Origin of the sequence: Vibrio sp. Vb2131 (assembly GCF_033338535.1) — a bacterium.
Classification (GTDB): Bacteria; Pseudomonadota; Gammaproteobacteria; order Enterobacterales; family Vibrionaceae; genus Vibrio; species Vibrio alginolyticus.
The window spans coordinates 60,653-86,201 of record NZ_JAWOSW010000020.1; the positions used below are offsets into that span (position 1 = coordinate 60,653).

The 25,549-nt window shown below is 45.2% G+C and carries 22 protein-coding genes; 11 read left to right on the forward strand and 11 right to left on the reverse strand.

Going from position 1 to position 25,549, the window contains the following annotated elements; translation table 11 throughout:
* Nucleotides 1-57: 57 nt before the first annotated feature.
* The 3 genes from R7E38_RS18985 to folA are packed head-to-tail and all read left to right on the forward strand — an operon-like array spanning nt 58 to nt 1,820.
* A complete protein-coding gene (locus R7E38_RS18985) occupies nt 58-858 on the forward strand; it encodes a threonine/serine exporter family protein (RefSeq protein ID WP_005379664.1) in 801 nt (266 codons plus the stop codon).
* Nucleotides 858-1,331 (forward strand): threonine/serine exporter family protein, encoded by a 474-nt coding sequence (locus R7E38_RS18990; RefSeq protein WP_005379665.1) that lies wholly within the window; start codon nt 858-860, stop codon nt 1,329-1,331. The genes R7E38_RS18985 and R7E38_RS18990 overlap by 1 nt, the downstream gene beginning before the upstream one ends.
* 9 nt (nt 1,332-1,340) lie before the next feature.
* Entirely contained in the window at nt 1,341-1,820 is a 480-nt protein-coding gene (gene folA / locus R7E38_RS18995; protein WP_005379666.1) for a type 3 dihydrofolate reductase, read from the forward strand.
* 269 nt (nt 1,821-2,089) lie between these two features.
* Here the strand turns inward: folA and apaH are convergent, their stop codons facing one another.
* From apaH to lptD, 6 genes are all read right to left on the reverse strand, one after another.
* On the reverse strand, nt 2,090-2,896 hold the full coding sequence (apaH, locus tag R7E38_RS19000) for a bis(5'-nucleosyl)-tetraphosphatase (symmetrical) ApaH (RefSeq protein WP_047101938.1): 807 nt from the start codon (nt 2,894-2,896) through the stop codon (nt 2,090-2,092).
* A gap of 15 nt (nt 2,897-2,911) precedes the next feature.
* Nucleotides 2,912-3,292, reverse strand: coding sequence for a Co2+/Mg2+ efflux protein ApaG (gene apaG / locus R7E38_RS19005; protein ID WP_005379668.1), 381 nt, complete (start codon nt 3,290-3,292; stop codon nt 2,912-2,914).
* A 75-nt stretch (nt 3,293-3,367) separates the two neighbouring features.
* The gene (gene rsmA, locus R7E38_RS19010; RefSeq protein ID WP_005379669.1) at nt 3,368-4,177 is read right to left on the reverse strand and encodes a 16S rRNA (adenine(1518)-N(6)/adenine(1519)-N(6))-dimethyltransferase RsmA; all 810 of its coding nucleotides are present in this window, start codon (nt 4,175-4,177) and stop codon (nt 3,368-3,370) included.
* A complete protein-coding gene (gene pdxA / locus R7E38_RS19015; RefSeq protein WP_005383085.1) occupies nt 4,174-5,172 on the reverse strand; it encodes a 4-hydroxythreonine-4-phosphate dehydrogenase PdxA in 999 nt (332 codons plus the stop codon). The genes rsmA and pdxA overlap by 4 nt, the downstream gene beginning before the upstream one ends.
* Nucleotides 5,162-6,445, reverse strand: a complete 1,284-nt coding sequence (gene surA / locus R7E38_RS19020) for a peptidylprolyl isomerase SurA (protein ID WP_005379672.1) — start codon at nt 6,443-6,445, stop codon at nt 5,162-5,164. Before surA ends, pdxA begins: the two co-directional genes overlap by 11 nt.
* 59 nt (nt 6,446-6,504) lie before the next feature.
* Complete coding sequence (gene lptD, locus R7E38_RS19025; RefSeq protein ID WP_005379673.1) at nt 6,505-8,850, reverse strand: LPS assembly protein LptD; 2,346 nt, start codon at nt 8,848-8,850, stop codon at nt 6,505-6,507.
* A gap of 266 nt (nt 8,851-9,116) precedes the next feature.
* Between lptD and djlA the strand changes: the two genes are divergently transcribed.
* Nucleotides 9,117-9,971, forward strand: coding sequence for a co-chaperone DjlA (gene djlA, locus R7E38_RS19030; protein WP_017820270.1), 855 nt, complete (start codon nt 9,117-9,119; stop codon nt 9,969-9,971).
* A gap of 142 nt (nt 9,972-10,113) precedes the next feature.
* On the opposite strand, the gene R7E38_RS19035 is transcribed toward djlA, so the two are convergent.
* The 5 genes from R7E38_RS19035 to leuA all read right to left on the reverse strand — a co-directional run bounded on the left by R7E38_RS19035 (nt 10,114) and on the right by leuA (nt 16,078).
* A complete protein-coding gene (locus tag R7E38_RS19035) occupies nt 10,114-10,896 on the reverse strand; it encodes a DUF547 domain-containing protein (protein ID WP_318081976.1) in 783 nt (260 codons plus the stop codon).
* A 335-nt stretch (nt 10,897-11,231) separates the two neighbouring features.
* Nucleotides 11,232-11,834 (reverse strand): 3-isopropylmalate dehydratase small subunit, encoded by a 603-nt coding sequence (leuD, locus tag R7E38_RS19040; protein WP_005383071.1) that lies wholly within the window; start codon nt 11,832-11,834, stop codon nt 11,232-11,234.
* Nucleotides 11,835-11,845: 11 nt separating this feature from the next.
* Nucleotides 11,846-13,246, reverse strand: a complete 1,401-nt coding sequence (gene leuC / locus R7E38_RS19045) for a 3-isopropylmalate dehydratase large subunit (RefSeq protein ID WP_170897514.1) — start codon at nt 13,244-13,246, stop codon at nt 11,846-11,848.
* Between the two features lie 110 nt (nt 13,247-13,356).
* Nucleotides 13,357-14,448: a 3-isopropylmalate dehydrogenase gene (leuB, locus tag R7E38_RS19050; protein ID WP_005383068.1), complete on the reverse strand. Its 1,092-nt coding sequence runs from the start codon at nt 14,446-14,448 to the stop codon at nt 13,357-13,359.
* Nucleotides 14,449-14,530: 82 nt separating this feature from the next.
* Nucleotides 14,531-16,078, reverse strand: a complete 1,548-nt coding sequence (gene leuA / locus R7E38_RS19055; RefSeq protein ID WP_318081977.1) for a 2-isopropylmalate synthase — start codon at nt 16,076-16,078, stop codon at nt 14,531-14,533.
* A 517-nt stretch (nt 16,079-16,595) separates the two neighbouring features.
* Here leuA and R7E38_RS19060 point away from each other — a divergent pair.
* The 7 genes from R7E38_RS19060 (at nt 16,596) to ilvN (ending at nt 25,429) form a co-directional block, all read left to right on the forward strand.
* Nucleotides 16,596-17,393: an SH3 domain-containing protein gene (locus R7E38_RS19060; RefSeq protein WP_025998525.1), complete on the forward strand. Its 798-nt coding sequence runs from the start codon at nt 16,596-16,598 to the stop codon at nt 17,391-17,393.
* 152 nt (nt 17,394-17,545) lie between these two features.
* Nucleotides 17,546-18,094 carry a phosphatase PAP2 family protein gene (locus tag R7E38_RS19065; protein WP_042522417.1) on the forward strand — a complete coding sequence of 183 codons (549 nt, stop codon included), beginning with the start codon at nt 17,546-17,548 and terminating at the stop codon, nt 18,092-18,094.
* 3 nt (nt 18,095-18,097) lie between these two features.
* On the forward strand, nt 18,098-19,144 hold the full coding sequence (locus tag R7E38_RS19070) for an MJ1255/VC2487 family glycosyltransferase (protein WP_318081979.1): 1,047 nt from the start codon (nt 18,098-18,100) through the stop codon (nt 19,142-19,144).
* A gap of 553 nt (nt 19,145-19,697) precedes the next feature.
* A complete protein-coding gene (gene calR, locus R7E38_RS19075; RefSeq protein WP_005379693.1) occupies nt 19,698-20,657 on the forward strand; it encodes a LysR family transcriptional regulator CalR in 960 nt (319 codons plus the stop codon).
* A gap of 293 nt (nt 20,658-20,950) precedes the next feature.
* Nucleotides 20,951-22,759: a long-chain fatty acid--CoA ligase gene (locus R7E38_RS19080; RefSeq protein ID WP_318081980.1), complete on the forward strand. Its 1,809-nt coding sequence runs from the start codon at nt 20,951-20,953 to the stop codon at nt 22,757-22,759.
* Nucleotides 22,760-23,208: 449 nt separating this feature from the next.
* A complete protein-coding gene (locus R7E38_RS19085; protein ID WP_005379695.1) occupies nt 23,209-24,933 on the forward strand; it encodes an acetolactate synthase 3 large subunit in 1,725 nt (574 codons plus the stop codon).
* A gap of 1 nt (nt 24,934) precedes the next feature.
* Nucleotides 24,935-25,429: an acetolactate synthase small subunit gene (ilvN, locus tag R7E38_RS19090; protein ID WP_005379697.1), complete on the forward strand. Its 495-nt coding sequence runs from the start codon at nt 24,935-24,937 to the stop codon at nt 25,427-25,429.
* Nucleotides 25,430-25,549 lie beyond the last annotated feature (120 nt).

The following is a 25,549-nucleotide window of genomic DNA, read 5'->3' on the forward strand; positions in this document are numbered from 1 at the left end:
TAGTTTGGCCCTCGCGCGTATGAATGAGTAACACCCTAAAAGGAATTAGACTTATTTATGACTCTAGAAACCATACCGCCTAGAGAGTTGGCGGTATCTACTCAACGATCGATTTCTCGTCTTGTCGCCCAAGCCGGACAAATGCTACTTGCTCATGGTGCTGAAAGTACTCTTGTGAGCGATATTATGCGTCGTATTGGCCTTGCTTGTGGGGTGAATGAAGTTGCGGTAGCACTATCAGCTAATGCATTGGTTGTGACGACGGTAATGGATGGGCATTGCATCACCACCACCCGAAGCTGCGCTGATCGTGGCATCAATATGCGCGTTATTACGCAAATTCAACGAATCTGTATCATGATGGAACGTGGTTTGCTCGATTCAACCATGGCGCAGAAAAAGCTGAACGCTATCAGTCCAGAGCGTTATAACCGCTGGTTGGTGGTGTTTATGATTGGCTTGTCTTGTGCGGCATTCAGTCATCTAGCTGGTGGTGATTGGGGAGTATTCATTATGACCTTTTTAGCTTCAGCTGGTGGCATGATCGTTCGCCAAGAAATTGGTCATCGTCATTTCAACCCTCTATTGAACTTTGCTGCGACCGCTTTTGTGACCACCTTAATTTCAGCACAGGCGGAAATTTACCAAATCGGTAATCTACCTACCGTAGCAATGGCATCGTCAGTATTAATGCTTGTACCTGGTTTCCCACTCATTAACTCTGTCGCAGATATGTTGAAAGGCCACATTAATATGGGGATTGCTCGATTTGTGATGGCTAGTTTACTAACGTTGGCGACATGTTTGGGGATCGTTGCTGCGATGAGTGTAACTGGAATTTGGGGGTGGGCTATCTAATGAGTTTATTTGATTTGATGTTTGGCCTTTTGAATGACATGTTTTTTGCGGCGATTCCCGCTGTAGGATTTGCATTGGTTTTTAACGTACCACAAAGAGCTTTAGTGTATTGCGCTGTTGGTGGCGCGATTGGTCATGGTAGCCGCTACTTGATGATGCAGTTTGGCATTCCTATTGAGTGGGCAACCTTTTTTGCTGCGACGTTAGTTGGGATGATTGGTGTGTACTGGTCTCACCGTTTTCTCGCGCATCCAAAAGTGTTTACTGTGGCTGCTTTGATCCCGATGGTGCCGGGTGTGTTTGCGTACAAAGCAATGATCGCTATGGTAGAAATCAATCATGTTGGCTACTCACCCGAGCTTGTCGCAACCTGTATGGAAAACTTTCTTAAGGCCATGTTTATTATTGCAGGTTTAGCTGTTGGTCTTGCGGTTCCAGGGCTGTTATTCTATCGCCGCAGACCAATTGTATAAGGACCTAACATGATCATTAGTATGATTGCCGCTATGGCCGACAATCGCATCATTGGCAAAGACAATCAAATGCCTTGGCATCTTCCCGCCGATTTCGCTTGGTTTAAGCGTTGTACCATGGGAAAACCGGTTGTGATGGGACGCAAAACCTATGAGTCTATTGGTCGCCCTTTACCAGGTCGCTTGAATATTGTTATTAGCCGTGATGAGACACTAAAGATCGAAGGCGTTACTACCGTAACATCGATTGAGCAGGCTCTGGAAGTCGCAGGTGATGTGGAAGAAGTGATGATCATTGGTGGTGGTGCGATTTACACCACTTGTCTGCCTATGGCCAATAAACTGTATGTAACACACATTGAAGCGGCCATTGATGGTGATACTCAGTTCCCAGATTGGGGAGACGAGTTTAAGGAAACTTACTCAGAAATGTATCAAGCCGATGAGAAGAACGCCTACAACATGCGCTTTACTGTGTTAGAAAAGTAATTCGAGATTAACACCGCGTAGTTAATACGGTAATGCCGTTCGTGTAACAGCGAGCGGCCATCCCAACCTACTGTCATCCTGAAAAGCGACGAAAGAGCGAGATTCAGGAGCCTCTATACGAGTACCTTGTTGTCAAAGGTATTTCTATCTATTCGCAGCGCGAGGATATTAGATTCCTAGTCTCGTTAAGGCTCGTTGGAATGACCCTACAGGAGGTGTTAAGTGACAAGTATTCTTCCTACTATGGATTATCGACTGTTATTCAGTGTTTAACTTAACGCATCCTGAGTAAAAATTTTCTTATCTTCCCAACGGATCATGGTTAGGCTTCCGCCCCAAACGCAGCCAGTATCTAGCCCGATGACTTCGTTGTTCATATAGCCTTGTAGTGCAGCCCAGTGCCCAAAGAGCACCGCTTTATTTAAGTGAATACGTTTAGGCACATCAAACCATGGAATAAGTTCGTTACCGGAAACTTGTTGCGGTGGCAATTTACAATCCATATCCAAACGACCATCAGGGAAACAAAAGCGCATCCGCGTAAAAGCATTGATAATATAGCGGTATCGGTCCAAACCCTGTAGAGAGTCATCCCAGGAATCCGGTTGATTGCTGTACATGTTTTTTAATAGCCAAGGCAGCTCTTCACTTTGGATGATGCGCTCAACTTCACGGGCACACTTTCTCGCTGTTTTTAGATTCCACTGCGGTGATATGCCAGCGTGACACATCACGAACTCGTCATGCTCGGCCAATAGAGGTTGCTGAGCTAGCCATGTCAGTAATTCCTCTTTGTCGGGGGCCGTGAAAATAGGTGCGGTTTTATCTTTGTCTTTGACCTTTTTTATCCCGTGAGCCACAGCGAGAAGATGGAGGTCGTGATTACCAAGCACCACGATTGCGCTTGCGCCAAGTGACTTCACAAAGCGTAACGTTTCTAGTGATTTAGGCCCTCTGGCGACCAAATCACCAGCAAGCCAAAGTTGGTCTTTTTTCGCAGAGAAAGATACTTTTTCTAGTAGTCGCTGCAATTCATCAAAACAGCCTTGGATGTCACCAACAATATAGGTAGCCACTGAATCTCCAATTTACTAATTTAAAACATTTGGAACAGCCAAGCGAAATGGTTCAATTTCGGTGATGAACTCTTGCCCTTTCTCATCCAGCATTTTGTAGTGTCCTTGCATAACGCCGACAGGGGTTTCTAACGCGGTTCCGCTACTGTACGTGTATTCATCATTGCTTGGAATAAAGGGCTGCTGGCCTACCACTCCGTCACCTTCAACCGTCATTTGCTTGCCATTCGAGTCTGTGATTAGCCAGCGGCGGCTCACTAACTGTACGGTTTGTTGGCTAAGGTTTTTGATGGTGATGATATAAGCGAAAACGTAGCGTTGTAGCTCTGGGTTGGACTGTTCTTCGATGTATTTGGTGTGAACTTGAATTTTGATGCAAGGTTGAATGACGTCCATGTGCACTCCTCAGAAACGTAATATCCCAATAATAATAAGCCAAACCTACAAGGGTTTGGCTCATTGTTTGAGTTCTTAGTGCTGCGGGTTATCCGCAAGCCAGTTCGCCATTGCGACGAATTGTTCTAGCGTCAGGTTCTCTGGACGCATGCTTGGATTAACACCTAGCTCTTCTAGTACTTCTGTGCTTAACAACGATTTGTAGCAGTTACGAACTGTTTTACGACGTTGGTTAAAGCCTTCACGACAAACGCGATCGAGCAAACGCAGATCTTTCGCCGGGCATGGCAGCTCTTCGTAAGGCACTAAACGAACAACGGCAGAATCCACTTTCGGTGGTGGAACGAATGCCGTTGGCGGTACTTCCAGTACTGGTACCACTTTACAGTAGTACTGAGCCATTACCGTCAAACGGCCGTAAGCTTTGCTGCCAGGGCCGGCGGCTAAGCGGTTTACCACTTCTTTTTGCAGCATAAAGTGCATGTCTTGAATGTCTTTATGGAACTCAAAAAGGTGGAACATCAATGGTGTAGAGATGTTGTATGGCAAGTTACCAAAAATGCGCAGCTTGTTGTTTGGCTTCACTAGTTGAGTGAAGTCAAAACGCATAGCGTCACCCTCATGGATGGTCAACTTATCTGCCAGTTCAGGGTGAGTACGTAGGCGTTCCGCCAGATCGCGGTCTAATTCGATAACTGTGAACTTATCTACTTCACGACCTACTGGCTCAGTGATTGCACCAAGACCAGGACCGATTTCAACCAGGTTTTGACCTGGTTTTGGGTTAATCGCTGATACGATTCCATCAATAATGTATGGATCGTTCAGGAAGTTTTGACCAAAACGTTTACGCGCTTTGTGTCCTAAATGGACATCATTTCTCATTGTTTCTTCTCTACCAAATCTATCGCATGCGTGAGCGCTGTTCGGAAACTCCCTGTATCCGCTTGACCTGTCCCTGCCAGATCTAATGCAGTACCGTGGTCCACCGATGTTCTAATAAAAGGTAGACCAAGAGTAATGTTTACTGAACGACCAAAGCCTTTGTATTTTAATACTGGCAACACTTGATCATGGTACATGCCTAAAACAGCATCAGCATCATTTAAATATTTTTCATTGAAAATGGTATCAGCCGGCAGAGGGCCGATCAGGTTGATACCTTTTTCTTGTCGAATTTTTTCCAGTGTCGGAGTGATGGTTTCGATCTCTTCACGACCTAAGCAGCCATCTTCGCCAGCATGAGGGTTAAGCCCGCAAACGTAGATGTTTGGTTGTGCGATAGCAAACTTTTCTACAAGGTCTTTATGAAGAATATCGATGATTTTTTCTAATCGCTCTTCGGTGACAGCTTTGGACACATAAGCTAAAGGAATATGTGTTGTAACCAGCGCCACGCGTAGTCCTTCCGTTGCTAGCATCATTACGACTAGCGGCGTTTGTGACTTCTCGGCGAAAAATTCAGTATGACCACTGAATGCAACACCTGCGCGATTAATCACCCCCTTATGAACAGGGCCGGTGACAATAGCATCAAATTCATCATTCATACAGCCTAAAGCCGCTCTTTCTAGCGTTTTTAGTACATAGTGGCCATTCGCTTCATTGAGCTCGCCTGCGACCGCAGGTTCTGATATTTGGATATGGTCAACGATAAGCGTGCCCGCTTTTTGTGCTTTAGGTGCTTCTTCTGGATTGTAATCAGACAGTTGGACTTCGATGCCAAGCTGCTTGGCTCGCTCCGTCAGCATATTCTTATCGGCACAGACGACAATTTGGTGCGCCCAATCTTCTTTCGATAGGGCAAGCACTAAGTCTGGGCCGATACCCGCAGGTTCCCCTGCGGTTACGACAATTCTACGAATTGTATTAGTTGTCATTGTTGTCATCCACGATTTCAACAAACGCACTTGCGCGTAGCTCTTGCATCCATGCGCCCGCTTCTTCATTAAATTTACGATTAAATAGAATACGGTAAGCTTTGTTCTTCATCGCTGAGTCAGTGCGGTCAACTTGGCGACGATCCAACACTTCAACGATATGCCAGCCGTGAACGGTTTTGAACGGTTCGCTGATTGAGCCAACTGGCAGAGTTTCTACTTGGTGCTTAAATTCTGGCACGTAAAGATCTGGTGTTTGATAACCTAGTTCACCGTCTTGTGCTGCCGAGCCAGGATCTTGACTGTATTGTGTTGCCAATTGAGCGAACGTTGCTTCACCGGCTTTGATGCGGCGTACAAATTCATTCAGTTGCTTCTTCGCCCCTTCGTCGCTCAGAATCACGGTTGGTTTAATCAAAATATGACGCGCATTTACTTCCGTTACCGCAACCGTTTCTAGGCCTTTTACATCCTCTATTTTTAGGATGTGGAAACCAACGCCACTACGGAAAGGACCAATAATGCTGCCTTTGTTTTGCATCTTGATCTGATCAGCAAAGATGGTTGGCATCTCTTCTTTACGCATCCAGCCCCAGTCACCACCTTGTAAAGCTTTAGGACCTTTTGAGTAGGTGTAGGCCATCTCCGTAAAGTCTGCACCTTCGTTTAGCTTTTTCGCGAGCGCTTTAGCTTCTGCTTCTACAGCTGACTTTTCTTTATCGTCAGAGAAGCGCAGTTGAATGTGTCCAATTTTGTATTGAACAGTCGCATTGGTTTCTTGTGATAGTTGCTCAGCAAGGCTATCGACCTCTGCTGGAAGGATATTAATACGGCGACGAACCAGTGCATTGCGAGCTTCTGATGCGGCGATTTCCTTACGAATTTGTTCGCGGAATTCTGGGTAACTTAAACCTTCACTTTCTACAGAAGCAGCGAGTTGTTCTACCGATTGCTCATTATTACGTGCGATCTCTGCAATCGCTTGGTTTAAACGGTTGTCGTCAATACGCACACCAATACGGTCTGCTTCTTGGCCTTGCAACGTATCAATGATAAGTTTTTCAACGACTTGTTCTTTTAACACGCTGGTAGAAGGTAAGCTCTTTCCACTTTGACGAGCGTTGGCTTGCAGCGTTTTCATCGCTGTTTCGATGTCGCTTTGTAGAACTACACCGTCATTCACGATGACCGCAACCTTATCGATCTCTACTGGTGCTGCAACCGCTCCGCAAGAGAGTAGGGTCGTGAATAAGATTGATTTCCAAATTTTCATTTAAAATTCCGTCAGTATTTTTGAATAGGCGTCTTATTCATTTAAGACGCCTATTTTGATTAATTGTTCAGATAGAATGGGCGGCCGTACTTAATCGCGTTGTCAGAACCATCCAGTTCTTTGACAGCAGTGTCTTCACGCTGGTTGGTCGCAAAGCCTTGAATACCGAAGTTAACGCTGAAGTTATTTTCGTATTCAGGTGATGCCCCGGTGCTGCCGATAGCTTGGTCTTCCCAACCAAGCAATTGGTTTGAGTAAGTGACGCCAATGTACCAACAGTCAGATTGGTAACGTAGGCTCGCTAACCATTCTAGGTCCGCATTTTCATTGAGGTCGTAGTAGTATTGACCACTCGCAGACCAGTTCGGGTTGAACTCGTAGGCCGCTACAATACCTGCTTGAGAAATACCTTTACGAGTAATTGTGTCTAGGTTTTCGAGAATGATCGTATCTTCGATGTATTCACGCGTAACGTAGCGATAGTTACCCTGAATAAAGCCGCCGTTGAATTGGTATTCCAAGGTACTGTTTGCCAACTGCATGGAGCTCAAATCAATATCGTATTGAATTCCACCGTGATAGAACAAGTAATCGTTGTAGTTGAAATCAGCTTCAATCGCCCATGATGAGTAATTGGTGGTCTCATCCGGAAGATTTGGGCTGTTGCTCAGTTTGGTCTTTTTATCGAAGTAGTAAATCTGACCAAATGAAACGTTAAGACGCTCTTTATAGTCATCATCAAAGAAGCGAGTACTCGCACCGTAGCTTAACTGGTTCGCCGAGGCGATTTTATCAATGCCACTGTACTTACGACTGCGGAATAGCCCGTAGTAGTCGGTTTGTAGCAAGGTGGTATCGTAGTTGTAGATGTTGGTTTGATCTTCTTCAGGTACGTACAAGTACTGTAGCTGAGGCTCCAGTGTTTGTGTGTAGCCCTTGATCCAGCTTGTATCTCGCTCTAAGTAAAGTTGCGCATGCGTACGGAACTCAGGAATAACACGAGAAACTTCATCATCCAACTGGTTTTGCAAGTTTACATCTGTCAAACCCGTTAAGTCTTGAGAGTAATACGTAGAGAGCACACGCGCTTCTGTTGTCCACGTTGCCCATGAGTTTGAGAGTGGTAATGTAAGCCCTGGTTCAATGTGAACACGGGTCGCATTTGGTCGCGCAGCATCGCTGGTATCGAAGCGGCTCACTTGGCTCTTCACGTCAAAGTTAAGGTAGTCTCCCCACAACGGCGTGTAGTAGTTCAAGTCTAACTGAGGAAGCAGGCGATAAGGGCGGTTCTCTTCTTTCAATAAGATTTGGAAGTCACGAACGGTTAACGAGGCATCCCAGAAGTCAGAACGATATTGTACTTGTCCTTCTTGAACCAGTTGACCATCTTCACGGTTACCAATGTCGGAGTCGAGATCGAGGAAGTAATCAATATCACTCACTTTTGAGTAATCGACTTTGACTATCCACTGTTTATTGATGATACCGTCGTGTTTAACTTGGTAGCCCCAACGAGACTCGTCCTGATATTTGCGATCACTATTGAGGTATTCGCCTTTGATTTCCCCATTTCCCCAACCATCTGTTAGGTAGCGGAAATCAGTATCGAGTTTTGTACCACGTTGCTGCATATAGAGCGTGGTGAGTGTCATGTCATATTGAGGCGCGATGTTCCAATAGAATGGCACCTCGACTTCCATACCATCACTAGAACCATACGATAAAGAAGGGAAGAGGAAACCCGTTTTGCGCGTATCTCCAATTGGCATGGTTAGATACGGCACATAGAAAACAGGCACATCTAACACTTCAAATCGAGGATGGTGCAGCGTCGCTGTCTCTTCATCTTGGTCAACATCGATGCCTGACGCAACCAATCGCCATGAATTATCGCCTTGAGGGCACGATGTGATAGAGCCGTCTTCGAGTTCATAAACCGACTGACCTGTGCGAGCGATATAGGCTGCAGTGCCTCGGCCTTGTTGGCAAAGGAACTGATAATCGGTGTTCTCAAGTGAAAACGTATCTTGATTAATGTCGTTAGTAACACGATCAGATCGAGCTTTGACTTGGCCGTCATTGAAAGTCACGTTGCCTTCGGCAACCACGACGTTGTCTTGTTGGTGCAGCGTTACGCTATCTGCGGTAATTTTCTTCTGGCCTTGGGTGACTTGTACATTACCTGAGTACTGAGCTTTGTCACCATTGATGGCTTGCAGGGTGTCAGCTTCTACCACTACTGGGGTATTAAGAGCGTCCTCCTCGCCACTTGTATCGACCAAACATTGATCTGTGGCGGGCATTTCCTGCACACTATCATGGATATTCGCTTCAGCTTGAGTGGTGGGTACAAACAAGGCGGTGCTGATAGAGGCCGCTAAAAATGTGCGGGAGAAATGTTGCATTGAATTGAACTTTCCTGTGTCACTACTACTCGATGGCTATAGGGCTTGTTGTACCCTAGCGTAATAGCCAAATGAATCAACTATAGTCGCATTTATCCCAGCGTATTGATTCACTGTGGCATAATGACGACAAAATAGCTGCAAAGATAAGCAGGCGAAATGGCCTAGCCGAAATAAAACTAATTCCATTATCATAAAGGAAATCGTTGCATCCGGCACTATAAGACCGCCGTCGTCGATAAAAATTCATTGATAGAGAACACATAATGCATATTTTTGGCAAAATTCTGGGTGCCTTTTTTGGCTTGTTACTTGGCGGGCCGCTAGGTTTACTCTTTGGCTTATTTATTGGCCATCAATTCGATAAAGCACGTCGCTTGAGTCAAGCCGGGTTCTCTACTGGCGGCTTTGGAAAAGGGCCAAGTCAAGCTCAGCGCCAAGAAGAGTTTTTTAAAGCGGCGTTTGCGGTAATGGGACATGTGGCAAAAGCGAAAGGCCAAGTCACCAAAGAGGAAATCCAACTGGCTTCAGCCATGATGGACCGCATGAATTTGCATGGCGAACAGCGTCGCGCAGCGCAAGACGCGTTTCGTGAAGGTAAAGACAGCGACTTTCCGTTAGAAGATGTTCTTGTTCGTGTGAAAATTTCGACAGCTGGTCGCTTTGACTTGTTGCAATTTTTCTTAGAGCTGCAAATCTCGGCGGCCTTTGCAGATGGCTCGATCCACCCGAGTGAACGAAATGTACTACACAAGATTGCACGTGGTTTGGGTTTCTCTTCTGAGCAATTAGAGCGTCGTTTGCAAATGCAAGAAGCCGCATTTCGTTTCCAAAGCCAGGGCGGTTTTCATGGTCAGCATCAAGGCCAATCTTCAGGTGGTAGCTGGCAACAAGCTTCACAAGCGGATCAGTTGGCCGACGCGTACAAAATTCTGGATGTGTCTTCAGATGCAGACAGTAAAACCGTTAAGCGTACTTATCGTAAACTGATGAACGAGCATCACCCGGACAAATTGATGGCTAAAGGTTTACCACCAGAGATGATGAACGTCGCGAAAGAGAAATCTCAAGAGATTCAAAACGCTTACGATCTTATTAAGAAGGTTAAAGGCTTTAAGTAGTCGGACGTTTTCTATCAAACATTTGGATGTAAAAAAGGGCACTCAGTGCCCTTTTTTTTCATGTCTTAGTCTTTGAGTTGCCGGTGTCTTTAGCTTTTGGCCTATTATGTCCCTAATGCTAATTGACCTCACATCCCCCAGTTTAGTTGGCTTGATTCAAGTCCCAATCGTATTCGTATTTCACTTTGCCAGAGAAGTTTTTGTATTGCGGTGCGTACTTTGCGATGTGTTTGAAGATTTGTTTTTCTCCACCAAAGTCCGTTGCAAACCAATCATAAATAGAAGACAGCTGTGCCGTGTTACCTTGGATAGATACGCCTTTGCTGCTGTTGATAAATGTTTTGGCGGCACTATCCAGTAGAGCTTGCGTGTTGCCAGCAGTGAATGCTTGAGATTGCAGATTAGGGCATCCTAGGCTGGCACAGTTAACCGCGTAATGCGTTCTTGGGTCATTCCAAATTGGACGCAAAATTCGATGTTCAATATCGTTTAAAGTTAGATCCTTCCCATTGACCACGACCACATCGTCTCCCCAAGGACCAAAGCTAAATAAACCACCTAGCTTGGTGATTGATTCGACTGGATAGTTATCCAAAATAAGATCTACCGTGATGGCGTTGTAAAGGTTTACCCAATAGGCATATTGCTCTGCTTGGTTGTATTGTAGAGGGTCTAGTTTTGCCAAACGCTGGATGTATTGTTTCAGCTTAGTTTTATCGACAGAGGAGACTTGGCTATAACGAAACAAGGTATTCTCGCCTTGTTCAACTAAATAAGTATTGAGCAGTTGTTGCCATTCTTGATGAGAAATTTGGGTTTGGTTGGCTTGATTCGATTGTTTCCAATATGGCCATAAGTCGGATTTAGGCGCGGACAATGTCGAGAAAGAAACCAGAGCACACAACAGCAATAACAGACGCTTCATAGAGATACCTTTGAATGAGATATTGTTGATAGTGTAGACCAGTTTAGTGCTTGTTTTCTTTCAGTAATCAGTGGCCTTTATTCGCTGTCATTCCGAGGAGCATAAGCGATATCAGGAATCTAATACCCACAAACTCTTGAGTAAAGACAGTATGAATCTGTACAGTGCGCTCTGGTAGTCGATCCTGAATCACGCTCCTTCGTCGCTGTTCAGGATGACGAATTTCAACAGAGGCGTTCGGTATTCTGTAAGCAAAGCGATATGAGATCAGTCACCCAAAACAAATCAAGGGCCGACAATTGCCAGCCCTTGATTTGTGTATTTACTAACGCGTCTTAACGCAAGAAGCTTGGAATATTCGCTTCGTACTCAGCAATCTTATCTTCGTGTTGAAGGGTTAGGCCAATGTTGTCCAAACCGTTTAGCAAGCAATGACGACGGAACGAATCGATTTCAAAACCATATTCTTTGCCGTTGGCACGAACGACATTCGCTTCTAGGTCGACCTCGACTTCTGCACCTTCATTTGCCTCAACAAACTGGAAGATTTCATCCACTTCTTGTTCAGTCAAACGAACTGGCACCATTTGGTTGTTGATCGAGTTGCCGTAAAAAATATCGGCAAAGCTTGGTGCGATCATCGCTTTGATGCCGTAATCCGCTAGTGCCCACGGTGCGTGCTCACGAGATGAGCCACAGCCGAAGTTTTCACGAGCCAGCAAGATAGACGCGCCTTGGTAGCGAGGTGCGTTCATCACGAACTCTGGATTTGGCTGTTCGCCAGCATCGTCTAGGAAGCGCCAGTCATGGAATAGGTGCTTACCAAACCCTAGGCGGGAGACCTTTTGTAGGAACTGCTTTGGAATGATGGCATCAGTATCAACGTTCGCTGCATCTAGAGGAACAACTAAGCCTGTGTGTTGTTTAAAGCCTGACATTGGTTTGCTCCTTAGTCTAGTTCACGAATATCTACAAAGTGACCAGCAATTGCTGCTGCCGCTGCCATCGCAGGGCTCACTAGGTGGGTACGGCCATCACGACCTTGGCGGCCTTCAAAGTTACGGTTTGAAGTAGACGCACAACGTTCATGTGGGCCCAAACGGTCATTGTTCATTGCTAGACACATCGAGCAACCTGGTAGGCGCCACTCAAAGCCCGCTTCTTTAAAGATAACGTCCAAGCCTTCCGCTTCTGCTTGCGCTTTTACTTGCTCAGAGCCAGGAACGATCAGCGCTTGAACGTGAGGCGCGACTTTGCGACCTTTCGCTACTTCAGCGGCTGCGCGCATGTCTTCGATACGTGAGTTAGTACAAGAACCAACGAAGACTTTATCGACGTTGTAATCAGACAATGACTTGCCTGCCTCTAGGCCCATGTAAGCCAATGCTTTTTCTGCCGATGCCTTTTCTACTGGGTCGGCAAAGCTTTCTGGTGCTGGGATAGGTTGATCTACCGCGATCACTTGGCCTGGGTTAGTACCCCAAGTGACTTGTGGTTTAATGTCTGCTGCGTTTAGCGTCACGACTGCATCAAACTGAGCATCATCGTCAGTTTTTAATGTCTTCCAGTATTCTACTGCTGCATCAAAGTCGGCACCTTGAGGTGAGAATTTACGGCCTTTGATGTATTCGAACGTGGTTTCATCTGGCGCAATCAAACCGGCTTTCGCACCTAGCTCTATCGCCATGTTACATACGGTCATGCGGCCTTCCATTGAAAGGTCAGTGATCGCTTCACCACAGAATTCAACCACGTAGCCTGTACCGCCAGCTGCTGTAGTTTCACCGATGATTGCTAGCACGATATCTTTCGCCGTGATACCCGGAGCCACTTTGCTTTTTACTTCGATCTTCATCGTTTTGGCGCGCGCTTGTTTTAGCGTTTGAGTTGCTAATACGTGCTCAACTTCTGATGTACCAATACCAAAAGCGAGAGAGCCGAATGCACCGTGTGTAGCCGTGTGCGAGTCACCACAAACAATGGTCATGCCCGGTAGGGTAATACCAAGCTCTGGGCCCATAACATGCACAATACCTTGGTATTTATGGTTGATGTCGTAAAGCGTAACGCCAAACTCTTCACAGTTTTTCGATAGCGTTTCCATCTGGATACGAGCCATCTCACCCGATGCGTTGATGTCTTTGGTGGTTGTCGAAACGTTGTGGTCCATGGTGGCAAAAGTTTTGCTGACCTGACGCACTTTACGACCTTTTTCACGCAAGCCGTCAAATGCTTGCGGAGACGTCACTTCGTGTACCAAGTGACGGTCGATGTACAAGATTGGGTTTTCCCCTTCTGCTGCGACGGCAACGTGTGCGTCGTAGACTTTTTCGTATAATGTTTTGCCCATTGTTTGCTTCCTTTCCTCGTTATCCTTGTTGCTTTGTTTTAGCACCAATGACTTAGAGGTAAGTCATTGGTGGATAGAGGATTTAGTATTTATTATGAATCTGTTTTGTATTAAGAGTTTAAGATGTACTCAGCGATCTTATCGCCCATCTCAGACGTCGAAAGTGCAGGGTTGTCACCAGCAAGGTCACCCGTTAGCTCACCCGCTGATAGTGCTTTTGAAACTGCCGTTTCGATGTCTTGTGCCGCTGTTTCCTCACCTAGGCTATAACGCAGCATCAGTGCAGCAGATAGGATTTGTGCCACAGGGTTAGCGATGTTCTTACCTGCGATATCTGGTGCACTGCCGCCTGCTGGCTCGTACAGACCGAATTTGCTTTCGTTTAGACTTGCTGATGGCAACATACCCATAGAGCCTGTGATCATCGCGCATTCATCAGAAATGATGTCGCCGAAGATGTTTGAACACAGCATTACGTCGAACTGAGCAGGGTCTTTGATAAGCTGCATAGTCGCGTTATCAATGTACATGTGTGACAACTCGACATCTGGGTAGTCTTTTGCGATTTCTTCGACTACTTCACGCCATAAGATAGAGCTTTGTAGAACGTTCGCTTTGTCGATAGAGCACACTTTCTTGCGACGTAGACGAGCAGACTCAAAAGCGATTTTTGCAATACGTTCGATCTCAAAGCGGTGGTACACCTCAGTATCAAATGCTTTTTCTGTTGCGCCTTCACCTTCACGACCTTTCGGTTGGCCGAAGTAGATACCACCCGTCAGTTCACGGACTACCACGATGTCAAAGCCGCGACCCGAGATGTCTGCACGTAGCGGTGAGAAAGCTTCAAGACCTGAGTGAATTTGCGCTGGACGTAAGTTACAGAACAGTTGGAAGTGTTTGCGTAGTGGCAGTAGGGCACCGCGTTCAGGTTGGTCGTTTGGTGGTAAGTGCTCCCACTTAGGGCCGCCAACCGAGCCGAATAGGACTGCATCAGACTCTTCACATGCTTTTATTGTGCTCTCTGGAAGTGGGCAACCGTGGTTGTCGATCGCGATACCACCGACATCATGCTCGTCACGCTCAAACGCAATACCATGTTTCTTTTCGATTGCATCCAATACTTTATGTGCCTGCGCCATTACTTCCGGGCCAATGCCGTCACCGGGTAGGACGGCAATTTTGTACGATTTGTCTGTCATGTTAATCCTTTAAGTTTTCTAATTTTGAGCTTAATTATTTCAACGAGCGTGTTCTTTCCTGAGCCGTGTAGCCCGGTTGTTATTACACAGTCGCAATCTTTTTCTGCTTCATTTCTTCGATTTTATCTGCACGATGAATGCTGTTAATAACGTGCAATAATGCTTGGCCGGAAGCCTCAACGATGTCGGTGGAAACACCCGTACCGTGGTATTTGCGACCTTTGTAGTTGGCAATGATGTCTGCTTGACCCAAACCATCTTCACCTTCACCTTTCGCGGTTAGGTCGAATTTATCCAGAACGATGTCGTAGCCTGTCACGCGGTAGATACATTGGTATAGCGCATCAACTGGGCCATTACCGACCGCTGCTTCACACATTTCTTCATCACCGCATTGCATTTTGATGCTGGTGGTAGCCATTACGCTGCCAGACTGCACGCTTAGGTAGCTCAATTTGTAGAAGTCATCTTCTTCACGCAAGTTCGAGAAGTGCATTAGGGCTTCTAGGTCGTAATCGAACACTTGGCCTTTGCGGTCAGCAAGTTTCAAGAAATCCGCATACAGTGCGTCTAGGTTGTACTCGTCTTCGTTGTAACCCATGGTGTCCATATGGCTCTTCACGGCAGCGCGACCGCTGCGGCTGGTTAGGTTCAGAGCTTGGTTTTTTAGGCCAATAGACTCAGGGGTCATGATTTCGTAGGTATTCTTATTCTTCAACATGCCATCTTGATGGATGCCTGAAGAGTGGCTAAACGCATTTGCACCCACAATTGCTTTGTTGCTTTGAATAGGCATATTGCATAGCTGGCTAACCAACTTACTGGTGCGGTGAATTTCATCATGCTTAATGCCAGTGTGAACGCCCAAAAACTCTTGACGAGTCTTGATGATCATTGCGATCTCTTCAAGTGCACAGTTACCCGCTCGCTCTCCAATGCCATTGATCGTGCCTTCTATCTGACGTGCGCCAGCTTGAACGGCGGCAATAGAGTTGGCAACTGACATCCCCAAATCGTCGTGACAGTGAACGGAGATGATCGCTTTATCAATGTTCGGAACGCGGTTAAATAGGGTTTCAATAATCCCACCAAACTCACTTGGTACGGTGTAGCCAACGGTATCTGGAATGTTGATTGTACTCGCACCTGCATTGATGGCGGCTTCTACCATGCGACATAGGTTGTCGATTGGAGTACGACCAGCATCTTCACAAGAAAACTCGACATCATCAGTGTAGTTACGTGCATGTTTAACGGCGTTGACTGCCATTTCTAGTACATCGTCGTAGCTGCGGCGTAATTTGTCTTCTACGTGAATGGTGGAAGTGGCTAAAAACGTGTGAATACGGAATTGGTCAGCCACTTTTAATGCTTCAGCGGCAGCATCGATGTCTTTCGCAACGGCACGCGAAAGGGCACAAACTCGACTGTTTTTTATGTTTTTTGCGATGGTTTGTACAGACTCGAAATCACCTGGTGAAGAGATTGGGAAGCCAGCTTCGATAACATCAACGCCGAGTCTTTCCAGCGCATAGGCAATCTGCAGTTTTTCTTTAACCGTCAAGCTTGCTGACAACGCTTGCTCGCCATCACGCAATGTGGTGTCGAATATAATGACCTGATCGTTCATGTTTGCTTCCTTCCTGATTTCTGCACTTTCGCGCAAGTGAATCGTTTACTTCCAGTATTTAGATATAAAAAAACCCGCATTCTCATGCGGGTTCTTAGAAATTGGTGTGGTTATTTTTCTTCCACAGCCTACCCGCGCGAACTGGTCACGATCAGGAGGAGGCTAAGCAGGATAGAAAAATGAGCTGACATAGTTGTTAAGCTTTCCACATAATTAAGTTAACAAATTAGTACCGCACTCCATGAAGCGCGTCAACCCTAAAGTCGATTTTTTATTCATATCGGATGAGTCTTTTCGTTTGCTTGAAAAAAATGATGCACTAAGTGAAACGACATGATGCGATAGAAACGTGCTAGAAGAAGTAAGTTCTCATCAAGTTTGCGACGTTTCATTACCAAAACAAGCATCGGGATTGCGACTTGTCACACAAAGGTCCGAATTGTTTGGCAAAAGTTTTGAATGACCATTTATAGTAGTGCAGTTGCACTAGGTAAAAGAAATAAGGGTTAGGGAAAGAATGAGGTTAACAAAACAATTTGGACGTTCAGCCATAGTATTTACTCTGGTCAGCTTGTCGGGTTGTCAGCTGTTTCAATCGCAGACCTATGTGGAAGTGGCTTCCCCCGTTGTTATGAATGATCACTCGCAGAGCGTCATGGTTATCAATGATCAAATGGATCGATTTTTGAGTTATGAGGGACGCGAATCGTTCTTGAATCAGATGCTTGTTGCCCTTGAGTCTGACAGCCGAAATAAGTTTAAAGGTAAAGATCCGGAAACGTATTCTTGGTGGAAGATCCGCGTTCAACCTAGTGAGAAACAGCAAGCGGAAGTTTTCCGACCAACCACTGAAGGTGTCGATACTTCAAACCCAGTAGAGTTTATGGATGTTTCTTACCGCTCTAAGACCACATTAAACCTACGCTCCAAACCGAGTCTTGAAGGGGAAAAGCTTGGCGTATTATCGAAAGGGGAAGTCTTTAATGTGCTAGCAAAAGTAGTTGATCAACCTTGGTTTCTCGTTGAACAGAAAGGAGTGATAAAAGGTTATGTCCATAAGGATTATGCGCGCAGCAATGTGATAAATCGTGACATTTTATCTACACAGCCTAACCCTTTACTAGAGCCTAACTCGAGTAAAACGGAGCAAACGAGTATAGAACATGAACTGTCGGGAAACTATACTTGCCGCTCACTGAGCTATGAGCTTACAAAAGATGGCGACATGACGACGGGCTCTTTGCGCGCCTGCCGCAAGAAGAGAAAAGTCTGGTATATAGACACCCCTCAACCGCAACTATCAAACCCTTCTTAATGTTCTATTTTTATGGTTATGCCCAATAGATAAATTGTTGGGCACACTTTAATTTGGCCTTTGTCATTAATTGTCCAAACTCCCGTCATGCTGTTGTCACCTAAACCTCCTACTTTTCACACAAAGGCGTTGTCAAAGTAAGGAAAGGTCACATGCGAACCATAGAGACAATTACACAGCCAATTGCAACCATTGCTAAGTTTGATTTAGCGCTCTCTAGTGTTTGTCTTAAGCACCGTTTTAATCAACAAGTCGCCAATATCAGCAAAGGAGTCTCCCACAGTGGTGACGGGCATCTTTACTTGGTGTTGGGTTTATTAGCTTGGTATTTAGATAAGGAGCAAGGAGTCTGGTTTTTACTGGCGGGTTTACTTGCTTTTGCTATCGAGCTACCAATTTATTGGACGCTGAAAAATAGTTTTAAGCGTCGTCGCCCTGAAGAGTTTAGTGCACTCCTTCCTGCTTTTATTACTCCCTCTGATCGCTATAGTCTTCCTTCAGGACACACTGCCGCTGCGTTTGTCATGGCGACGCTGATTGATCATTTCTATCCGAGCCTAGGCGTTGCTGCATTCTTTTGGGCAAGTTTAATCGGAACCGCGCGAATCTTATTGGGTGTGCACTTTTTTACTGATGTCATCATTGGTGCACTGCTTGGCAGTCTTTGTGGTGGATTAGCGATTGCGATGTTGGGAGGCTAATTGATGAAAATCTTGTACGGTGTTCAAGGGACAGGAAACGGACATATTGCACGCGCAAGGGCGATGAGTCATGCGTTTAAAGAGCACGATGTTGAGGTCGACTTTTTGTTTTCTGGGCGAGCGCCGGAAAAATACTTTTCAATGGAAGCATTTGGCGATTACCAGACTCGCCGAGGCTTCACCTTTATTACCGAAAAAGGCTCTGTAAACTACGCGAAAACAGCATTGAATAACAATTTGGTGCAGTTTTTCAAAGAAGTTAAGCAACTCGATCTGTCGTCCTACGATCTTATCATTAATGATTTCGAACCTGTGACTGCGTGGGCAGCGAGACAACAAAATAAGCCTTCTATTGGTATCAGCCACCAAAATGCTTTCCGTTATCCGGTGCCACTAAAGGGAGCAAGTTGGTTAGATAAATCCGTCATTGAATACTTTGCGCCTTCTCAACATCACCTTGGTTTGCATTGGCATCATTTTGATCAACCTTTGTTACCACCGATAGTGCATACCGTCGATAGCCAAGCAGAAAACGACGACTTCGTGTTGGTGTATCTACCGTTCGAATCGATTGAAGATATCTCAGACTTATTGTTCCACTTTAATCAACAAGCGTTTATCTGTTATCACCCGGATGTGATCGAATGTGAGCTGGTAGAAAACATAGAACTGCGCCCTTTATGCCACAGCAACTTCCAGCATCATTTGCATCGCTGTAGTGGTGTCATTGCTAATGGTGGGTTTGAGCTTCCTTCAGAAGCCTTGTCTTTGGGGAAAAAATTGTTACTAAAGCCACTCGCGGGTCAATTCGAGCAGCAGAGCAATGTTGCGACCTTAGAAGACTTAGGGCTTGCGATGTCGATGGAGAGCTTAGACATTCCCGCAGTACGCCAGTGGCTGAAGGAGCAACAAGCCGAAAGTGTGAAATACCCAGATGTTGCTCAGGCTATTGTTCATTGGGTATTGCAAGGTGCATGGGATTCAAAAGCAGAGTTATCCAGACAGCTGTGGGAGCAGGTTGATTTTCCAAGTTACGTGTCGAACATTTAAGTACGTTGTTCAGTACATTGTTCCTTCCATTTTTGACACGATTTTGTTGCAGCCTTTCTATTTGGAAGGCTGCATTTTTATTCTTCCTCTCTCATTTCTATTCAGTGTGTATTTGCTGATAATTTGACTAATAAGTGCGAAATTCAATCAGAGATATAGTCATCATATGTTGTTCTTATCCCAACCGATAACTGAGCTAAATGCATGATTGTGTTAACCACCTGTCCTATCAATTTGCTAAATACGTCCTCAAAGAATGCATTTTTACGTGTTTTATAGTTTTTTATGTTTTTATCAAGTCTTTGTTATTTAACAAATAAATACCTAATTGGCTAAAATTTACTGATTAAATATCAATCTAGTTGCGAAACCGCAATCGATTAGTTGATAGTACAGTTCGAGCCGGAAGTATCCGGACGATAAATATAATAAAAAGTTAGGTTATCTATTCGTAAAATGATTCGAATCCAGCCGCCGTCTTTTGTGCGAGATGGGATTCTATTCGTTATGAATTTAATGAACAAAGTTGACGATTACAAAAGAGGCGCACTCAATGTTAGAGAAGAAAGACGCGATGAGCGCAATTGCTAGCTACCGTATGGAAAGCACTTTGCGTGGTGTAGATTTAAACCTACTGACTGTATTTGATGCTGTAATGCAAGAGCAAAATATTACTCGTGCAGCACATAACCTAGGCATGTCTCAACCGGCAGTAAGTAACGCCGTGGCACGCTTAAAAGTGATGTTTAACGACGAGCTATTCATGCGCCAAGGCCGTGGTATTCAGCCTACGCAACGAGCTCGTCAACTGTTTGGCCCTATTCGCCAAGCACTACAGCTGATTCGCAATGAACTTCCTAGCTCTGTATTCCAACCAGAATCTTCGACTCGCTTATTCAAGCTTGCGATTTGCAGCCCTTGTGACATGCGTTTTGCTCCGAAGATCATGGCAAAAGTGAATCAACAAGCACCAAACGTTCAGCTTCACCTAGATGCAGAATTTGACCGTTTGTTGTCTGAGCGTATGCGCTACCAAGAAATTGATTTCGTGATCGACTACGCTCGTTTTGATGAGCAAGGTTTCTCAAGTACTGAAATCTTCAAAGATGAATTAGTGGTTATCGCATCAAAAACCCACCCACGCATTCAAGGTGGTGTGACGGCTGAGCAACTGCTTAACGAAAAGCATGCGAAGTTATCGAAAGTGCATGGCCAACGTAGTTTCTCAGAGCAAGCGTACCGTGAACTGGATTGCCAAGCGGCGTATGAAGGTTCTAGTTTAAGCAACCTACTATACGTGGTGGGTCAATCTGAGCTTGTGACTATTGCACCACGTTGGATGGCGGAAAATGCGGTAAACAGCGATCAACTGCAAATTCTTGATTTCCCATTTGCAAACAAAGAAATCAGCGGCTTCTTAAGCTGGCATGAATCAAGTGAAAAAGATAAAGGCCACATTTGGCTACGCGATCAACTGATGATCACTTGTGGTGAAGTCGTTGCCGCAAAATAAGATGACGTTTGGTCTTCTCGATTAGACCATATTGGTAATCATCAATTTTTACAATTCATTGGTCCCCGAGCGATTTTTGTCTCTCGGGGCTTTTTGTTTTCGTAATCAACAATCGAAACAGTAAGTTAAATAGAGTAATCATTCAGCAATTTGAGGTACGTTCGCGACGTATAAGTGATAGTTGTCTCTTATTAGTGATAAGTTTGATACTGGTCAGTTGCGTTTTAGCAAGCCGTGAGTACACTTGTTCGCTCAATTAGCTTACGCCTGTAAGCCAAAAGGTAAGTAAAAGAATGGCCAAGTTAGATTTTCATATCGTTAAACGTATTCGTGAACAAATTGCGAACGGTGGTACACGCGTTGCACTCAAGCATAAAGTGGGTGAGGAGTGGCAAGGTATTACGTGGACGCAATTTGGTCAGCAAGTTGATGCTTTATCACTTGCACTTTTGGCTCAGGGATTAGGAGTCCAAGATAAGATCGGCATTTTCTCGAACAACATGCCGCAATGGACGATCGCTGATATCGCAGCACTGCAATTACGCAGCGTGACAGTACCTATTTACCCAACCAATACTGCCGCCCAGTCGGCGTACATCATTAACAATGCAGACGTCAAAGTTCTGTTTGTTGGTGAACAGCCTCAATTTGATGCAGCAGTGAGCATTTTTGACCAGTGCGAACAGTTAGAGCTCATTGTTGCGATGTCTGATGATATAGAACTTGGCGATCATGATTTCGTTATCTCTTGGCAAGCATTTGTTGCCAAAGGCGACACTACATATCAAGTTGAATTGGACGCACGTTTAGAACAGGCAAAAGAAGATGATCTACTCACGCTGATCTACACCTCGGGTACAACAGGCCAGCCAAAAGGTGTTATGTTGGACTACGCAAACATTGCGGCGCAATTGGAAGGGCACGATCAGCGCTTGAGCCTTTCTAAAAGTGACGTGTCATTATGTTTCCTTCCGTTGTCGCACGTATTTGAGCGCGCTTGGACCTTTTATGTATTGTACAAAGGGGCGACCAACTGCTATTTGCAAGACACCATGCAAGTACGTGATGCACTGAGCCAGGTGCGACCTACCGTGATGTGTGCCGTACCGCGTTTCTATGAGAAGATCTTCTCTGCGATTCATGAGAAAGTGTCTCGCGCGCCGATTCATCGTAAGATCATGTTTACTTGGGCAGTCAACATGGGCGCAAAAATGGCCGCTTGTCATCAAGAAAAACGTCAGCCATCGCTCTTGCTGCGTAAGTCATACGCTTTGGCGGATAAGTTGGTTCTGAGCAAACTGCGTGCGCTACTTGGCGGGCAAATCAACTTTATGCCTTGTGGCGGTGCAAAGTTGGATGAAACCATCGGTCGATTCTTCCATGCGATTGGTATCAACGTTAAGTTGGGCTACGGCATGACTGAAACCACGGCGACAGTATCGTGTTGGGATGATAAATGTTTTAACCCCGACTCTATTGGTATGTCGATGCCTGGCGCACAGGTTAAGATCGGCGAAAACAACGAGATTCTGGTTCGTGGTCCAATGGTGATGCGTGGCTATTACAAAATGCCAGAAGAGACGGAAAAGACCTTTGATGAGCACGGTTTCCTAAAAACGGGCGACGCTGGTTACATTGATGAAAATGGCAACTTGTTCATCACCGATCGTATCAAAGAGTTGATGAAAACTTCAGGTGGTAAATACATCGCTCCACAAATGATTGAAGGTGCGATTGGTAAAGACCACTTCATCGAGCAAATCGCAGTCATTGCGGATACTCGTAAGTTTGTTTCTGCGCTTATCGTGCCTTGTTATGACTCGCTAGAAGAGTACGCGAAAGAGCTGAATATCAAATATCACGATCGCGTTGAGTTGATTAAGCACCACCAGGTGGTCGAAATGCTTGAGAAGCGTGTAAACGATCTTCAAAAAGAGTTGGCAAAGTTTGAACAAGTGAAGAAGTTTAAATTGTTACCAAGAGCTTTCTCTATGGATGATGGTGAGTTAACGCCAACTCAAAAACTTCGTCGTAAAGTCATCAATGACAAATACCAAGATGAAATTGAAGAAATGTATAAGGAAAAGTCGGATAAAAAGTAACTTAAGCTGACTTAGATTTTATATTGATGAAAAAATCCCCAGTGATGTGATCGCGCATTGCTGGGGATTTTTGTTTGTATTGATTTTTTCTGTTCTGCTCGTCAAATAACGCTATTTCGCACCCTGTAGCTAAAAGCTTATGAAATAATGTTCTTTTTTTGAGCGTTAACTTTTTAGGTTGTACTGTGAAATAGGAGATGTGTGGCTGCTATTCCTACTAACATTCTAATTACTAGTATCTTGTTTAAAAAGTAGACCAATCTCTCATTAGACCCATTGATAATAAAACGTTACATTTGTTGGGTAACCTTGCGGGATGTTATGACGAACGCAAGACATAGCCGAAAACGTGGAAGTATTTCGATTAGGCTACGAATAAGACCTAGACTATGTAAAACCAGACCAATCCGTTGACCTTACGGTGAGGAAACTGGCTAAGGAGAGCAATTATGACAGCAATGTTGTCAGGCGCAGAGATGGTGGTTCAATCTCTGATAGAAGAGCACGTAGAGCAGATCTTTGGCTACCCAGGTGGCTCTGTTTTGGATATCTACGATGCACTGCATGCCAAAACCGATCAAATCAAACACGTACTTGTAAGGCATGAGCAAGCCGCCACTCATATGGCAGATGGTTACGCTCGAGCTACCGGTAAACCGGGTGTCGTACTTGTGTGCTCGGGGCCGGGCGCGACCAATACCATTACGGGTATTGCAACAGCGTATATGGACTCTATCCCAATGATCGTTATCTCGGGTAACGTACCGAATAGCCTAATTGGTAATGATGCTTTCCAAGAGTGTGACATCGTCGGTGTCTCCCGCCCAGTGGTCAAACACAGCTTTTTAGTAAAAAAAGCGGAAGATATTCCTGAAACAATCAAAAAAGCGTTTTATATCGCGACTACAGGTCGACCTGGTCCAGTTGTGATTGATTTGCCAAAAGATGTGATGAACCCGCAAATCAAACTGCCTTATCAATATCCAGAAACGCTTTCAATGCGTTCTTACAAGCCAACAACTTCGGGCCATAAAGGCCAGATTAAAAAAGCGCTTAAATCGCTATTAGAAGCGAAAAAACCAGTGCTTTATATCGGTGGTGGTGCGGTGATTTCTGGCGCTCATGAACATATTTTAGAGCTTTCCGACAAACTGAACCTACCCGTTGTGAGTACTTTGATGGGCTTGGGGGCATTCCCGGGTACACATAAAAACTCACTGGGCATGTTGGGTATGCACGGCACTTACGAAGCTAATATGGCAATGCATGAAGCGGATCTTATTTTTGGTATCGGTGTGCGTTTTGATGACCGTACAACCAACAACCTTGAAAAGTACTGCCCAAACGCAAAAGTGATGCATATTGATATCGATCCGTCATCGATCTCGAAAAACGTGAAAGTGGATTTGCCGATCGTAGGTTCTGCGGAAAAAGTGCTGACAACCATGCTCGGGCTGCTTGCAGAGCAAGGTAGTGGAAATGATCAAGATGCTATCACTGCATGGTGGGATGACATTCAAGTATGGCGTGACCGCAACTGCTTGTCTTATGAAACGTCTCCAGAACGAATCAAGCCACAGCAAGTAATTGAAACGCTGCACAAGCTAACTAATGGCGACGCATATGTGGCGTCTGATGTGGGCCAGCATCAGATGTTTGCGGCGCTGTACTACCCATTCAATAAGCCGCGCCGTTGGATAAACTCTGGTGGTCTTGGCACCATGGGATTTGGTCTTCCGGCTGGCATGGGCGTGAAGTTTGCCATGCCACAAGAAGAGGTCGTGGTTGTGACTGGTGACGGCAGTATTCAGATGAATATTCAAGAATTGTCGACAGCCATGCAATACGACATTCCAGTGAAGATCATCAACCTGAACAACCGATTCTTAGGCATGGTAAAACAGTGGCAAGACATTATTTATCAAGGCCGTCACTCTAATTCTTACATGAGTTCTGTTCCTGACTTTGCAGCGATTGCAGAAGCTTATGGTCACGTCGGTATTCGTATCGAAACGCCTGATCAGCTCGAAGAAGGGCTACAAAAAGCGTTGGATATGAAAGATCGTCTGGTGTTTGTGGACATCAACGTAGACGAAACCGAACACGTATACCCGATGCAAATCAAAGGTGAGGGTATGGATAAAATGTGGCTAAGCAAAACGGAGAGAACTTAATATGAGACACATTATTTCATTGCTATTGGAAAACCAACCGGGTGCGTTGTCTCGTGTTGTTGGTTTGTTCTCTCAACGTGGTTACAACATTGAATCTTTGACGGTATCACCGACTGATGATGAAACCCTGTCGCGAATGAACATTACCACGACATCTGATGAGATGCAGTTGGAACAAATTCAGAAGCAGTTACACAAATTGATCGATGTGCTGAAAGTGCAAGAAGTCACCGAGTATGAGCACATTGAGCGTGAACTGATGATGGTGAAAGTGAAAGCCAGTGGTTTTGCGCGAGCAGAAGTGAAGCGGACGGCAGACATCTTTCGTGGCCAGATCGTGGATGTCACGGCTTCCCAATACACCGTACAACTTGCGGGTACGAGTGAAAAGCTAGATGCCTTCATTCAAGCGATATCCGAAGTGACCGAAGTTGTCGAAGTTGCTCGTAGTGGTGTCGTTGGCATTGCGCGAGGAGAGCGAGCTCTCAAACCTTAACTCTCTGATTGCATATAGAAAAGCCACTTAATCTAAGTGGCTTTTTTGTTTTCAGCCCTAAACCACCTACTTCAGTAGGTGGTTATCATCCGTTTCGGCTTTGCCTGTAAAACTACTCAT